At 68.3% G+C, this 15578-nt stretch carries 4 protein-coding genes; all 4 read left to right on the top strand.

What is annotated here, in order from left to right:
• The first annotated feature begins 155 nt into the window (after nucleotides 1-155).
• The 4 genes from purL to gspE all read left to right on the top strand — a co-directional run bounded on the left by purL (nucleotide 156) and on the right by gspE (nucleotide 15570).
• On the top strand, nucleotides 156-4040 hold the full coding sequence (gene purL / locus O0K41_RS07030) for a phosphoribosylformylglycinamidine synthase (RefSeq protein ID WP_176414785.1): 3885 nt from the start codon (nucleotides 156-158) through the stop codon (nucleotides 4038-4040).
• A 439-nt stretch (nucleotides 4041-4479) separates the two neighbouring features.
• Nucleotides 4480-11661, top strand: a complete 7182-nt coding sequence (locus tag O0K41_RS07025) for an ESPR-type extended signal peptide-containing protein (RefSeq protein WP_197592248.1) — start codon at nucleotides 4480-4482, stop codon at nucleotides 11659-11661.
• Nucleotides 11662-11818: 157 nt separating this feature from the next.
• Nucleotides 11819-13711, top strand: a complete 1893-nt coding sequence (locus O0K41_RS07020) for a S8 family serine peptidase (RefSeq protein ID WP_049451366.1) — start codon at nucleotides 11819-11821, stop codon at nucleotides 13709-13711.
• 137 nt (nucleotides 13712-13848) lie between these two features.
• Entirely contained in the window at nucleotides 13849-15570 is a 1722-nt protein-coding gene (gene gspE / locus O0K41_RS07015; RefSeq protein ID WP_088436101.1) for a type II secretion system ATPase GspE, read from the top strand.
• Nucleotides 15571-15578: the final 8 nt, after the last annotated feature.

The raw sequence follows: 15578 nt of genomic DNA, 5'->3' as shown, positions 1-15578 counted from the left end.
CCGCCATCCCACGGGAACCCCGCTTTTGCTTTGGCCGTTGCTGTTGCTGTTGCTGTTGCCCTGGCCTCGGCGGGTGCCGGGCGCCGCCCGGCCAAAGCCCTTCCCCCGCTTCCGGTACAATGTCGGGCCCGTTTCCCAACTACGGTTCCCCGGACATGATGGTCCTCGAGGGCGCGCCCGCCCTGTCGCCGTTCCGCCGCGAACGTCTTGAATCCCGCCTGCAGTCCATCGCTCCCTCCCTGCGCATCAGCGGTGCCTGGCACGTCTACTTCGTGCAGCCCGAAGGCAGCGCCGCTCCCGACCTCGCCACCCTGTGCCGCATCCTCGAAGCTGCGCCGCAGGCAGAAGCCGTGGCCGACGGCGCGGTCAGCCGCATCGTGGTGCCGCGCCTGGGTACGCTGTCGCCGTGGTCGAGCAAGGCCACCGAACTGGTGCGCGGTGCCGGCCAGCCGGTGAGCCGGGTCGAGCGGGGCCTGCGTATCGACGTGCAGGGCTGGCCGGCCGATGCCGACGTGCAACAGGCCCTGGTCAAGGCGCTGCACGACCCGATGACGCAGTCAGTGCTGGAGACCGTGCAGCAGGGCCAGGCGCTGTTCTCGGCGCCCGCCCGCGGCGAACTGGAACGCGTGCCGGTGGACCAGCTGGAGGCTGCCAACGAGCGCCTCGGCCTGGCCATGGCCCAGGACGAGATCGATTACCTGCGCGAACGCTTCACCGCGCTGGGCCGCTCGCCGTCGGACGTCGAACTGATGATGTTCGCGCAGGCCAATTCCGAGCACTGCCGCCACAAGATCTTCAACGCCAGCTGGACCATCGACGGCCAGGAGCAGGACCGCTCGCTGTTCCGGATGATCAAGAACACCCACCAGCAGACCCCGCAGCACACGCTCAGCGCGTACAGCGACAACGCCGCGGTGATCGAAGGCCATCCGGCGTCGCGCTACCGCCCCGATCCGGCCAGCGGCGAGTACCGTCGTGAACCACAGGTGCCCAGCGCGTTCCAGATCAAGGTGGAGACCCACAACCACCCGACCGCCATCGCACCGTTCCCGGGCGCCTCGACCGGCGCCGGTGGTGAAATCCGCGACGAAGGCGCGACAGGCCGCGGCGGCAAGCCGAAGGCCGGCCTGACCGGTTTCTCGGTCTCGCACCTGCGCATTCCCGAGCTGCCGCAGCCGTGGGAAGCGCCGCGCGCCCTGAACCCGCGCATGGCGCCCGCGCTGGAAATCATGACCGATGGTCCGCTCGGCGGCGCCGCGTTCAACAACGAGTTCGGCCGCCCGAACCTGCTTGGCTACTTCCGCAGCTTCGAGCTGCCGGAAGGCGCCGATCTGGTGCGTGCCTACGACAAGCCGATCATGCTGGCCGGCGGCCTCGGCGCCATCGACCGTACCCAGGTCGACAAGATCCAGCTGCAGCCCGGTGATGCGGTCATCGTGCTCGGTGGCCCGGCGATGCTGATCGGCCTGGGTGGCGGTGCCGCCAGCTCGGTGGCCTCCGGCGAAAGCGCCGAGGACCTGGATTTCGCCAGCGTGCAGCGCGACAACCCGGAAATGGAGCGCCGCTGCCAGGAGGTCATCGACCGCTGCGTGGCGATGGGCAGCAACAACCCGATCAAGTTCTTCCACGACGTCGGTGCCGGTGGCCTGTCCAATGCCATCCCCGAGCTGCTACACGACTCCAAGGTCGGTGGCGTGATCGATCTGGGCAAGGTGCCCACCGATGATCCGTCGCTGTCGCCGATGCAGCTGTGGTGCAACGAATCGCAGGAACGCTACGTGCTCGGCGTCGCCCAGGAGCGCCTGGCCGAGTTCGCCGCGCTGTGCGCCCGCGAGCGCTGCCCGTTCGCTGCGGTCGGCGTGGCCACCGCCGAGGAACACCTGGTGGTGGCCTATGGCGCCGTGCCGGGCCACACCCCGGCCGAGGCGCCGATCGACCTGCCGATGGACGTGCTGTTCGGCAAGCCGCCAAAGATGCACCGCGATACCGCACACCCGCCGGCACCGCGCTGGCCGGCGCTGAAGACCGCGGGCCTGGACCTGCAGGAAGCGGGCCTGCGCGTGCTTGCGCACCCGACGGTGGCCTCGAAGAACTTCCTGGTCACCATCGGTGACCGCAGCGTCGGTGGCCTGACCGCACGCGAACAGATGGTTGGCCCGTGGCAGCTGCCGGTGGCCGATGTGGCCATCACCGTGGCCGACTTCGACGGCGTGGCCGGCGAGGCGATGTCGATCGGCGAGCGCACCCCGCTGGCCCTGCTCGATGCGGCGGCTTCGGCACGCATGGCCGTGGGCGAAGCGTTGACCAACCTGTGCGCGGCCTCGGTCGATGCGCTGGATGAGATCAAACTGTCGGCGAACTGGATGGCCGCGGCCGGCCACCCGGGCGAAGACGCGCTGCTGTACGACGCGGTGAAGGCCGTGGGCATGGAACTGTGCCCGCAGTTGGACATCAGCATTCCGGTGGGCAAGGACTCGCTGTCGATGCAGGCGCAGTGGCACGACCAGGGCCAAGCGCACAAGAGCGTGTCGCCGGTGTCGCTGGTGATCTCTGCGTTCGCACCGGTCGCCGATGTGCGCCAGCAGCTGACCCCGCTGCTCGACCGCGACGTGGAAAGCGAGCTGTGGCTGATCGGCCTTGGCGCCGGCAAGCAGCGCCTGGGCGGTTCCATCCTGGCTCAGGTGCATGCCGACCACGGTGACCTGCCGGCGTTCGCCGGCGCTGCCCCGGATCTGGACGACCCGCAGCGCCTGCGTGGCTTCTTCGAGCTGATCCGCGATGCGCGCCAGGCCGGCCTGCTGCTGGCCTACCACGACCGCAGCGACGGCGGTGCCTTCGCCGCGCTGTGCGAAATGGCCTTCACGTCGCGCCTGGGGCTGGACATCACCCTCGATGCCTGGGGCGACGATCCATTCCGCAGCCTGTTCAACGAAGAGCTGGGCGCGGTGGTGCAGATCGCACGCGAAGACCGCGCAGCGTTCGCCGATCTGGTCGAGCGCCATGCACTGACCGAGTGCGCGCAGCGCATCGCCAAGCCGACCACCGCACCGGTGGTGCGCGTGTCGCTGGCTGGCGAGAACCTGGCTGAATGGCGCTGGGAGTCGCTGTTCGACGCATGGTGGTCGGTCACCCACGCGATGCAGAAGCGCCGCGACAACCCGGCCAACGCCGACGCCGAGCGTGAGATCGCCCGTGCCTTCAACGCACCGGGCCTGAAGCCCAAGCTCAGCTTCGACATCAATGAAGACGTGGCCGCCCCGTTCATCAGCACCGGTGCGCGTCCGCGCGTGGCCGTGCTGCGCGAGCAGGGCGTCAACGGCCAGATCGAAATGGCGAACATCTTCGAACGTGCCGGCTTCCGGCCCTTCGATGTGCACATGAGCGACCTGATCGAAGGCCGCGTCGCCCTGCAGGACTTCACCGGCCTGGTCGCCTGCGGCGGCTTCAGTTACGGCGACGTGCTTGGCGCTGGTCGTGGCTGGGCCACCTCGATCCTGGAGCGCAGCGCGCTGCGTGATGCCTTCGCCGCGTTCTTCGCGCGCGAGGACAGCTTCGCCCTGGGCGTGTGCAACGGCTGCCAGATGATGAGCCAGCTGAAGGACATCATTCCCGGTGCCGAACACTGGCCGCAGTTCCGCCGCAATGCCAGCGAGCAGTTCGAAGCCCGTACCGCGCTGCTGGAAGTGGTGGAATCTCCGTCGATCCTGCTGCGTGGCATGGCCGGTTCGCGCCTGCAGGTGGCAGTGGCGCATGGCGAAGGCCAGGCGGTGTTCGACAACGCGGTCGACCAGGCCGCGGCCCGTGTTTCGCTGCGCTATATCGATGGCCACGGCAACGTGGCCAGCCAGTACCCGCTGAATCCGAACGGTTCGCCGGACGGCATCACCGGCCTGACCAGCAGCGACGGCCGCGTGACCATCATGATGCCGCACCCGGAACGCACCCCGCGCGCGCTCAACATGAGCTGGGCCCCGGCGGAGTGGCAGGGTGATTCGCCGTGGATGCGCATGTTCCGCAACGCGCGGGTGTGGTGCGGCTGATCGCACCACACCGCGCAGGCTTCAATGCCGTTGCGTATGGAAAAACCCGCCGTTGATCGGCGGGTTTTTTCTTTGCGCGTGTGAAAATCCTGATGCACCCGCGAGTTACATGGATTTTCAGGCGACAGGGTTGCGTCACGCGCCGCTAACAAAATCCTTTCATAAACAGGGAAAAGAGTGAACTGCTTCACGGCAATAGGATTTGTCGTGTCAAAGTCTTGACGATCTGCAAAGTTGCCGTTAACACTTGAACCCCGTTTCAGAATCATTCATTTCGCAGTAACCGGTTGGCGCACGCGCTCGGTTTTCTGTCGCTGCGCGCCGTTCGGCAATACCCCGCAGTAAATCACGCGAATAAACGCCCCCAGGGGACGTTGGGCCGGAAAGCCCAGCGGTGGCGTTGCTTTGCCCAAAACCAGTCCAATCAGGAGCCGTACCGATGAATCGGATTTATCGCAAGGTCTGGAACAAAGCATTGGGTCAGTTGGTGGTGGCCTCGGAACTGGCTTCCTCCGACAGCAGCAGCGGTGGGGTTGTCGACCAGCGCCGTGGTGCGACACAGGCCACGCCCGCACTGCTGGCGGTGGCACTGGGCCTGGTATTGGGATTGGGCATGAGTGGCTCTGCCACCGCACAGTCGGTGCAGATCGGCGGTAGCGCCACCTGCGTGGCATTCAGCGGCAAGCTGCTCGAAAAGTGCCTGATCGAAGGCTCGGCCACGGCCAAGGGCAGCAATGCGGTGGCGATTGGCAGCAACAGCAGTGCCAGTGCGGCCAACAGCGTGGCGCTGGGCGCCGGCTCCAAAGCCACGCGTGCCAACACCGTCTCCGTCGGCGATGCAGGCAAGGAACGGCAGGTCACCAATGTCGCCGCAGGCACGCAGGCGACCGACGCAGTGAACAAGGCGCAGCTGGACGCGCAGGCGCGCGCCACGCAGGCCGCGCTGGCCGACGTGGCCGCCGATGGCAACCGGTACTTCAAGGCCGACGGCGCAGGCGATGACAGCGACGCGGCGAAGATCGAGGGCGAGGGCGCACTGGCCGCCGGTGCCGGTGCGCAGTCGCTGGCCAACGCCACCACTGCCATCGGTACCCAGGCCATTGCTGCAGGCATCGGCGCCAGCGCATTCGGCCAGGGCGCGCTGGCGATCGGCGATGCCAGCGTGGTGGTCGGGCAAAGCGCAGCAGCCTTCGGCCTTGGCGATACCGCCGTCGGTGCCAGCGCGTACGCCGCCAGCGAGAACGGTGCAGCAACGGCACTGGGTGCACTGTCCGAAGCCACCGCCGATGGCGCGACCGCCGTCGGTGGCGGTGCCGTAGCGATGGGCCCCGGCAGTACCGCATTGGGCCGCGGCGCCACGGCTGCCAACGAAGCCTCGATTGCAGTCGGTGCGTTCAGCACGGCCGTCGGTGAATACAGCACCGCGCTGGGCTCCAATTCGGCCGCGGTCGCTACCGGCAGCGTGGCGTTGGGCGCCGGTTCGCTGGCTGATCGTGTCGATACCGTGTCCGTCGGTGCCGCCGGATATGGCCTGACCCGCCAGATCACCAGCGTTGCCGCCGGCACCGAAGATACCGATGCGGTCAACGTTGGCCAGTTGAAGGATGTTGCCGCAGTGGCCGATGCCACCGCCAAGCGCTTCCAGGCCACCGGCAGCAGCAACAGCGATGCCGGTGCGCTGGCTGAAGGTGACGACGCGCTGGCCGCAGGCGAGGCCGCCAATGCCATCGGCCCTGGCACCACGGCGGTCGGTGCCGGTGCCACTGCCGTTGCGCAGAACGCGACGGCGGTGGGCAACAACGCGCTGGCCTCGGGCCAGAACAGCGCAGCATTCGGCAACAACGCGCAGGCCAACGGACCGGGCAGCGTGGCCGTCGGTGGCGCTGCGGTGGATGCCAACGGCAACCCGCTGATCACCAGTGGTGGCGTGCCGGTGGTCACCGGCGCCACCAGTGCCGGTGTGGGTGGCACGGCCGTCGGCGCCAGTGCCGATGCCAGCGGTTTTGCCGCGTCGTCCTATGGCGTGGGGGCCTATGCGTCCGGCGCGCAGGCGTCGGCGTTCGGTGCGGTCTCCAATGCCATCGGTGATTACTCCACGGCATTGGGTACGCAGAGCAATGCCACGGGCACCAGCAGCGTCGCCATTGGTGGCCCGGCCGACCTGATTCCCGGCCTGGGCTTCTTCGTACAGACACAGGCCAGTGGTGAAGCCGCGACCGCGGTGGGTGCCGGCGCCATCGCCAGCGGCGACCGTGCCGTGGCCAACGGCAGCCTCAGCGAAGCCTCCGGCGCCGAAGCCACTGCGGTGGGCTACTTCGCCTATGCGCCGGGCGAGAACGCCAGCGCGCTTGGCGCGCAGACCTGGGCCAGTGGTGCGCAGAGCACCGCAGTGGGCTACTACGCTACGGCACGCGGCGCCAACAGCGTCGCGCTGGGCGCGAACTCCGAAGCGGTGCGTGCCAACAGCGTGGCCGTCGGCAGTGCCGGCAACGAGCGGCAGATCACCAGCGTTGCAGCCGGCAGTGAAGCCACCGATGCGGTGAACAAGGCGCAGCTGGATGCGGTGGCCAGCACCGCCGACAGCACCGCGCGCTTCTTCCAGGCCCAGCCTGAAGCTGGCAGTGATGCCGGTGCGCTGGCGGAAGGCGAGGGTGCCATCGCGGCCGGTTCGTCGAGCAATGCGATCGGTGCCGGCGCGGTTGCACATGGCGCGGCCGCGTCGGCCATCGGCGATGACAGCGTGGCGGTGGGCCGCAACAGCACGGCCACCGGCAATGGCGGTGTCGCCATCGGTGGCCTGGGCCAGGCCTACGACGAGTTCAACCAACCCATCATCGGTGCAGATGGCAAGGCGCAGCAGGTGGGGACCACGGCCGTGGCCGATGCCACGGCGGTCGGCAGCGCTGCGCAGGCCAGCGGTGCAGCCAGCAGCGCCTTCGGCAATGCGGCCAAGGCCAGTGGTGACAACAGCTTCGCCGCCGGCGGCAAGTCGCGCGCCACCGGCGCGTATGCGGTGGCGGTGGGTGACAGTGCGTTTGCCAGCAGCGATGACAGTACCGCGGTGGGCGGCTACAGCTGGGCCACCGCCAGCGGCGCCAGCGCCTTTGGTTCCGGTGCGTGGGCGACCGCCACCAATGCCTCGGCGTTCGGCAACGCGGCGTGGGCCAGCGGCGCTGGCGCCACGTCGATCGGTTACAACAGCTGGGCCAACGGAACCAGCGCCACCGCAGTCGGCCGTGGTGCCTTCGGCTACGGCGACAACAGCGTGGCGCTGGGCTTCCAGGCACTGGGCAACAGCATCAACAGCATCGCCATCGGCACCAACACGGTGGCCGGCGGCGAAAGTGCGATCGCGCTGGGTGCGGGCAGCAATGCCAGTGCCAGCAACGCCGTCGCACTCGGCGCGGGCTCGGTCGCCAACCGCGCACGCACGGTGTCGGTGGGCAGCAGCGGCAACGAGCGCCAGGTCACCAACGTCGCCGCCGGTACCCAGGCCACCGATGCGGTGAACAAGGCACAGCTGGATGCGGTGGCAAGTACCGCAGCAACCACCAGCCGCTTCTTCCAGGCCAGCGGCAACGGCGACGATGTGGCGGGTGCGCTGGTGGAGGGCGACAACGCACTGGCCGCAGGTGATGCAGCCAACGCCATCGGCAATGGTGCCACCGCGCTTGGCAGCGGTGCCAATGCGCTGGCCGGCAACGCGCAGGCGATCGGCTTCAACGCGCTGGCGACCGCCGCCAATGCCAGTGCCGTAGGCGCCAATGCACAGGCCACCGGCGAATACGCCACCGCGCAGGGTGCGGAAAGCGAAGCCAGCGGTGAGCAGAGTGCAGCGTTCGGCGCGGCCAGCATCGCCAGCGGCGCAGGCAGCACCGCCAGCGGTGCCTTGTCCGAAGCCTCCGGCGAAGAAGCCGTAGCCGTGGGCTACTTCAGCAACGCCAGTGGCAGTGGTGCCACCGCGGTCGGCAGCGAGAGCGTGGCCAGCGGCACGGCTGCGGCAGCGTTCGGTATCGGTGCCGAAGCCACCGGTGGTTACAGCACCGCCATCGGCGGCTACGCACAGGCCTCGGCCTTCAATGCCACCGCCTTCGGCAACTTCGCCAACGCCTCGGGTTCCAACAGCGTGGCCCTGGGCGGTGATTCGCAAGCGTCCGGCGCCTACAGCACCGCCACCGGCCAGGGCAGCCTGGCCACCGGCACCAACAGCGTCGCCGTCGGCGGCTCGCTGTTCGGCGTGCTGGCTACCGAAGCCTCGGGCAACTACTCCACGGCGGTGGGCGGTGGCGCTTGGTCGGGGGGCATCAACAGCACCGCGCTGGGCAATGCAGCGGAATCGCGCGCGGCCAACAGCGTGGCGCTCGGTGCGGATTCGATTGCGGACCGCGACAACACCGTATCGGTGGGCGGCGGCGGCAACACCCGCCAGATCACCAACGTGGCCGATGGCACGCAGGGCAACGATGCGGTCAACAAGAACCAGCTCGATGCCGTAGCCGCCGCTGCGGAGAAGACCAGCAGGCAGTTCCAGGCCAGTGGCAATGCCGATGGTGAAACCGGCGCGCTGGTGGAGGGTGACAATGCGCTGGCGGCCGGCGATGCGGCCAACGCGATCGGCAACGGTGCCACTGCGCTCGGCAGTGGTGCCAATGCGCTGGCCGCCAACGCCACCGCCGTCGGCATCGATGCGCTGGCGACCGGCACCAACGCGGCGGCACTGGGCAGCACCGCACAGGCCACCGGCGAGGACAGCCTGGCCCTGGGCAGCGGTGCCAGCGCCAGCGAAGTGGGGACAAGCGCGGCGGGCGCGCGTGCACAGGCAAGCGGTGTCTACAGCACCGCCAACGGTACCGAATCCAACGCCAGTGGCGCACAGTCCCTTGCCAGCGGCTTCCGCAGCGCGGCCTCCGCCGATGGCACCACAGCGGTGGGTGGCTATGCCGAAGCAACCGGTCGCCTTGGCACCGCACTCGGCTACGGCTCGGCTGCCAGCGGTGCCAACACCACGGCGGTGGGCTTCGGGGCCGCGGCGGCGGGCACCGGCGCGGTTGCGGTGGGTCAGTCGAGTGAAGCCAGCGGTGCGGAAAGCGTGGCGATCGGCGGCAGCACCTTCTTCGGCCTGATTCCGTCGCGCGCCAGTGGCACCGGTGCGGCAGCATTCGGTGCCGGTGCATGGGCCACCGAGGATTACGCTACCGCCATCGGCTGGAATGCCTGGTCGGCAGGCAGCAACGCCACGGCGCTCGGTGCCAATGCCACCGCCAATGGCAGCAACAGCGTTGCGATCGGTGCCGGTTCCAAGGCTGACCGCGACAACACGGTGGCCGTTGGCAAGGCCGGCAGCGAACGCCAGGTCACCCACGTTGCAGCCGGTACCGAAGCCACCGATGCGGTGAACAAGGGCCAGCTCGACGCCGTTGCCAGTGTCGCCGACAAGACCAGCCGGCAGTTTCAGGCCAGCGGCAATGCCGATGGCGAGGCCGGTGCACTGGTCGATGGTGAAAATGCGCTGGCGGCCGGCAATGCGGCCAATGCGATCGGCAACGGCGCGACCGCGCTGGGCAGCGGCGCCAACGCCATGGCCACCAACGCCACGGCGGTTGGCTTCGATGCACTGGCCACCGGCAACAACGCTGCCGCACTGGGCAATGCTGCGCAGGCCAGTGGAGTCGACAGCGTTGCGCTGGGCAGCGGCGCCAGCGCCAGTGAAACCGGCGCCAGCGCCACTGGCGCCGGGGCCCAGGCCAAGGGCCCCTACAGCACGGCCAACGGTGCGCAGGCCACGGCTACCGGCACGCAGTCGCAGGCCAATGGTTTCCGCGCCAGTGCCTCGGCCGATGGCGCTTCGGCGCTGGGCAGCTATGCCGAAGCCAGCGGCCGCCTGGGTACTGCGGTCGGTTACGGCAGCAAGGCCACCGGTTTGAATGCCACGGCGGTGGGTGTCAGTGCCAACGCTTCGGCTGCCGGCAGTGTCGCACTGGGTGGAGGCTCGGTGGCCGATCGTGCCAATACCGTGTCCGTCGGCAATGCCGTCAACAACCGGCAGGTCACCAATGTCGCCAACGGTACCGAAATCAATGACGCAGTGAATCGCGGGCAGCTGGACGCCGTTGCGTTCACCGCCAACACCACCAACCGATATTTCCGCGCCAATGGCACGGGAACCGCGAACGCCATCGGTACCGATTCGGTAGCGATGGGCTCGGTGGCCAATGCGGCGGGCGCACGCAGCATCGCGCTGGGTGCCAATGCCACGGTGTCTGCCTCCGGCGCACTGGCCGTTGGCGCCGGTGCGGGTGCGGTCGGCGTCAACTCGGTTGCAATCGGTGCTGGAGCGCGTGCGCTGGATGCCAATGTTGTGTCGGTGGGCAGTGGCAACCCCACCGATGGCCCGGCCACCCGCCGCATCGTCAACGTGGCTGATGGCCGCATCGCTGCCGGCAGCAGTGACGCGGTGACCGGTTCCCAGCTCAATGTCACCAACCAGCGCGTGGGCGCGGTGGAAACTCGCGTGGGCGATTTTGATTCGCGCATCGCCACGGTGGAGACCACGGCGGCCAGTGCGGTCGGCTACGACGACGCCAGTCGTGACCGCCTGACCCTGTCCGGCTTCCAGGGCACCACCATCGACAATGTCGGTGCCGGCAGCATCGCCGCCGGCAGCCGCCAGGCGATCAATGGCGGCCAGCTGTTCCAGTCGCTCAGCGATGCCGCCAGCTTCCTCGGCGGCGGTGCCAGCGTCGGCATGCAGGGCGTATTCGTGGCACCGAACTATGTGATCCAGGGCGCCACCTACAGCAACGTCGGCGATGCATTGGGTGCGCTGGACCGCAAGGTCAGTGAGATTGATCGCCGTACTGCAGGTGGCACGCGTGCAGGTGCTGCCAGCCTGCGCGCAATGAGTGCCTCCCTGGATGAAAGCGCACTGGCCAGCGTTGCCGAAGCACCGGCGGCGGCCGACGCAGCACCGGCCAGCAGCGCACGCGTGCAGGGCACGCCGACCGCTGCGGCGGCGGGCGCGGGCATCCCGGTGGGCACCCCGGCATCGGGCCTCAACGCGGTTGCCATGGGCGACGGCGCAGTGGCCAGCGGCGCCTCGTCCACCGCCATCGGCCAGGGTGCCAATGCAACCGCTGCGAACGCGGTGGCGCTGGGCCAGGGCTCGGTCGCTGATCGTGCCAACACGGTCTCGGTGGGCAGCGAAGGCAACGAACGCCAGGTCACCAACGTTGCGGCCGGTACCACCGCCACCGATGCGGTCAACAAGGGCCAGCTCGATCGTGGCATGGCCACCGCCAACAGCTACACCGACAGCCGCGTGCAGGCCGTCGCCGACAGCTTCGATGTGTTCAAGGGCGAGATCGACGGGCGCCTGCGGCACATGGATCGCCGCATCGACCGCCAGGGCGCGATGAGCGCGGCGATGCTCAACATGGCCACCAGTGCTGCCGGCATCCGTACCCAGAACCGGGTCGGCGTCGGCATCGGCTTCCAGGGCGGCGAATCGGCACTGTCGCTGGGTTACCAGCGTGCGATCAGCGATCGCGCCACGGTGACGTTCGGCGGCGCCTTCAGCAGCGACGACAGCTCGGTCGGCGTCGGTGCCGGCTTCGGCTGGTAAGCCACTCCATCGCGCCGGCGGCCACCCACGCCGGCGCAGCACCTGCAACGAGGGCCTGGGGGGAGGTCACGGCAATCCCGGCTGGGCCGGCCGGGAGTCGTCAAGGAATGATGGCCGCAGTGTTGGTTCGATCCATGACCCAGAAGAGGAATTCGACGTGATCAAGAAGCAGAACCTTCGCATCAATGTGTTGGCAGCCGCCGTGCTGTCGCTGACCGGTGTTGGCCTGGCACAGGCCGCCGACCTGAAAGCAAATGCGCCGTTGTCCGGCCCGAAGACGCAGCAGGTTGATGGCATCATCGTGAAGTACCGGGCTGGCAGCGCCGCAGCTGCCGATGCGAACGCCAAGCTGGCCGTGGTCAACTCGGCCATCGCCCGCGCCGTGCCGGCAGGTACCAACGCGGCTGCGCGCAGTGCCGCGCTGCGCCCGCAGGTGGCCCGCAAGCTGGGCATCGGTGCCGATCTGATCCGCCTGCAGGGAGGGATCGCGCGCGCCGAACTGGACAAGGTGCTGGGCGAACTGAAGGCTGACCCGACCGTCGAATATGCGGTGGCCGACGCCATCATGTATCCGATCGATGCCGCGTCGTCGTCGCGTGCGGATGCCGTCGCGAAGTCCGATGCGTCGCCCAGCTTCGTGCCCAACGATCCGTACTACCAGAGCCACAACTGGCACTTCCACAACCCGGTCGGTGGCGTGAACGCACCGGCCGCATGGGACGTCTCGCAGGGCGAGGGCATCGTGGTGGCCGTGCTCGATACCGGCATCCTGCCCGAGCACCCGGATTTCGCCGCCGGCACCCTGCTGGAGGGCTACGACTTCATCAGCCAGGCCAGCCGCTCGCGTCGTGCCGCCGATGGCCGCGTGCCGGGTGCACTCGACTACGGTGACTGGATGCCCACCGCCAATGCCTGCTACGACGGTTCGCCGGTACGCGACAGCAGCTGGCACGGTACCCATGTGACCGGCACCATCGCCGAGGCCACCAACAACGGCCTGCATACCGCCGGCCTGGCCTACAAGGCCAAGGTGTTGCCGGTGCGCGTGCTCGGCTACTGCGGTGGCACCCTGTCGGACATCACCGACGCCATCACCTGGGCCTCGGGCGGTACCGTGGCCGGCATCCCTGCCAACCAGAATCCGGCCGAGATCATCAACATGAGCCTGGGCGGCTCCGGCAGCTGCGATCCGGCCTACCAGGCGGCCATCACCGGTGCCACCAACCGCGGTACCCTGGTGGTGGTGGCAGCCGGCAACGACTCGATGAATGTCGCCAACGCCCGCCCGGCCAACTGCGATGGCGTGGTCTCGGTCGGCGCGACCGGCATCACCGGCGCCATGGCCTACTACTCCAACTTCGGTACCCGCATCGATCTGTCCGGCCCGGGCGGTGGCGTCACCGACGGCAATCCGAACGGCTATGTATGGCAGGCGGTGTCCAGCAGCAAGACGTCGCCGCCGGCAGCCGGTTCCACCGAGGGTTACACCCTTGGCGGCAAGGCCGGCACGTCGATGGCGGCACCGCATGTGGCTGCCGTCGCCGCGCTGGTGCAGAGCGCGCTGATCGCCGCCAACCGCGACCCGCTCGCGCCGGCGGGCATGCGTACCCTGCTGAAGGAAACGGCACGTCCGTTCCCGGTCAGCATCCCGTCCGCCACCCCGATCGGTACCGGCATCGTCGATGCCAAGGCCGCGCTGGACAAGGCCCTGGAAGAGCCGTGCACCGAGAGCTGCGGGCCGGTGGCCAAGCCGCTGACCAACAAGGTGGCCATCGGCGGGTTGAGTGGTGCCGCCGGCAGCAGCGTGCTTTACAGCTTCGAAGCTGCGGCAGGCAAGCAGCTCAGCGTCATCACCTATGGTGGCACCGGCAACGTGTCGGTCTACCTGGCCAAGGGCCGCGAGCCGAGTGCCACCGACAACGATGCGCGCTCGACCCGTCCGGGCACCTCGGAAACGGTGCGGGTGACGGCACCGACTGCCGGCACCTACTACATCAAGGTGGTGGGCGAGGCGGCTTACAGCGGTGTGAGCATTCTCGCCACGCAGTAAGCGCGCAGTGCGGTAGTTGAATGGCCGAAGCCCGTCACCCGCATGTGACGGGCTTCGTCTTTTTACGAAAGCGGGCGGCGGGGCGACGGAAATCACGACGTAACTGCTAAAGTCGAGCCGATTGACAGGAGAGTCACGTGAACGCCCTTGCTGCAACCGCTGCCGACGACGCTGAAGGCCGCATCCTGGATGCGTTGTTGGTGCGTGGCCGCCTCAAGGAGAGCGATCTTGCACGGGCACGGCCGCTGCACGCGGAGGCCGGCGGCAGCCTGCTTGGCCTGCTGGTGCGGCTGGGGCTGGTGTCCGAACGTGACCAGGCGCAGGCCAGCGCCGAGGTGCTGGGCCTGCCGCTGCTGGATGGCAAGCAGCTGCCGGATTCACCGCCCCAGGGTCTGGCCGAGGGCCTGCCGCTGTCCCTGCGTTTCCTCAAACAGTTCCATGTATGCCCGCTGGCGCTGGATGAACAGGGTGTACGGCTGTGGCTGGCCGATGCCCACGATCCCTATCCGCAGCAGGCTGTGCAGCTGGCACTTGGCGTACCGGTGACCCCGGTGCTGGGCATGCGTGCGGAGATCGATGATCTGGTCGAGCGCTGGTTCGGCCAGGGCCGCAGCGCGATGGGCGCGATTGTTGAAACCGCAGACGGCGAGGGCGGCGCGGTCGACGATATCGAGCACCTGCGCGACCTGGCCTCGGAAGCGCCGGTGATCCGCCTGGTCAACCTGGTGATCCAGCGTGCGGTGGAACTGCGCGCTTCGGACATCCACGTCGAGCCGTTCGAAAGCCGGCTGAAGGTGCGTTACCGCGTCGACGGCGTGCTGGTGGAAGGCGAAAGCCCGCCGGCCAACCTCACCGCAGCGGTGATCAGCCGCATCAAGATCATGGCCCGCCTCAACATCGCCGAGCGCCGCCTGCCGCAGGATGGCCGCATCATGCTGCGCGTGCAGGGCAAGGAGCTGGACCTGCGCGTGAGCACGGTGCCGACCGCGCACGGCGAGAGCGTGGTGATGCGCCTGCTCGACCGCGAAACGGTGGTGTTCGATTTCCATCGTCTCGGCTTTACCGATGCGTTCCTGCCGCAGTTCCGCAAAGTGCTGGAACAACCGCACGGCATCCTGCTGGTCACAGGCCCGACCGGTTCGGGCAAGACCACCACGCTGTACACCGCGCTGAGCCAGCTCAACACCGCCGACGTCAAGATCATCACGGTGGAAGATCCGGTCGAGTACCAGATCGAGGGCATCAACCAGATCCAGGCCAAGCCGCAGATCGGCCTGGACTTCGCCAACGCACTGCGCAGCATCGTGCGCCAGGACCCGGACATCATCATGATCGGCGAAATGCGCGACCTTGAAACCGCGCGCATCGCGATCCAGTCGGCGCTGACCGGCCACCTGGTGCTGTCCACCCTGCACACCAACAATGCGGCCGGCGGCATCACCCGCCTGCTCGACATGGGCGTGGAGGACTATCTACTCACGTCCACCATCAACGGCATCCTGGCCCAGCGCCTGGTGCGTCGGCTGGAGCCGACCCACGCCGAGCGCTATGAAGCCTCGCCGGAGGAGATCGAGCGTTTCGAGCTGCGCCGCCTGCAGCCGGAAGGGCCGATCCATCTATACCGCCCGAAGCCTTCGGCACTGGCGCCGACTGGTTACCTGGGCCGCACCACCATCATGGAATTCCTGGTGATGAACGACGCGCTGCGGCGTGCGGTGATGCGCCGCGATGGCATGGGCGAGATCGAACGCATCGCCCGTGAAGCCGGCATGCGCACCATGTACGAGGATGGCCTGGCCAAAGCACTCAGCGGCCAGACCACCATCGAGGAAGTGCTGCGCGTGACCGAGGAAAGCTGATGCGCGCA

It is taken from the genome of Stenotrophomonas sp. Sm2128, assembly GCF_030985535.1.
GTDB lineage: Bacteria > Pseudomonadota > Gammaproteobacteria > Xanthomonadales > Xanthomonadaceae > Stenotrophomonas > Stenotrophomonas maltophilia.
This window is presented reverse-complemented; position numbering and strand designations above follow the sequence as displayed.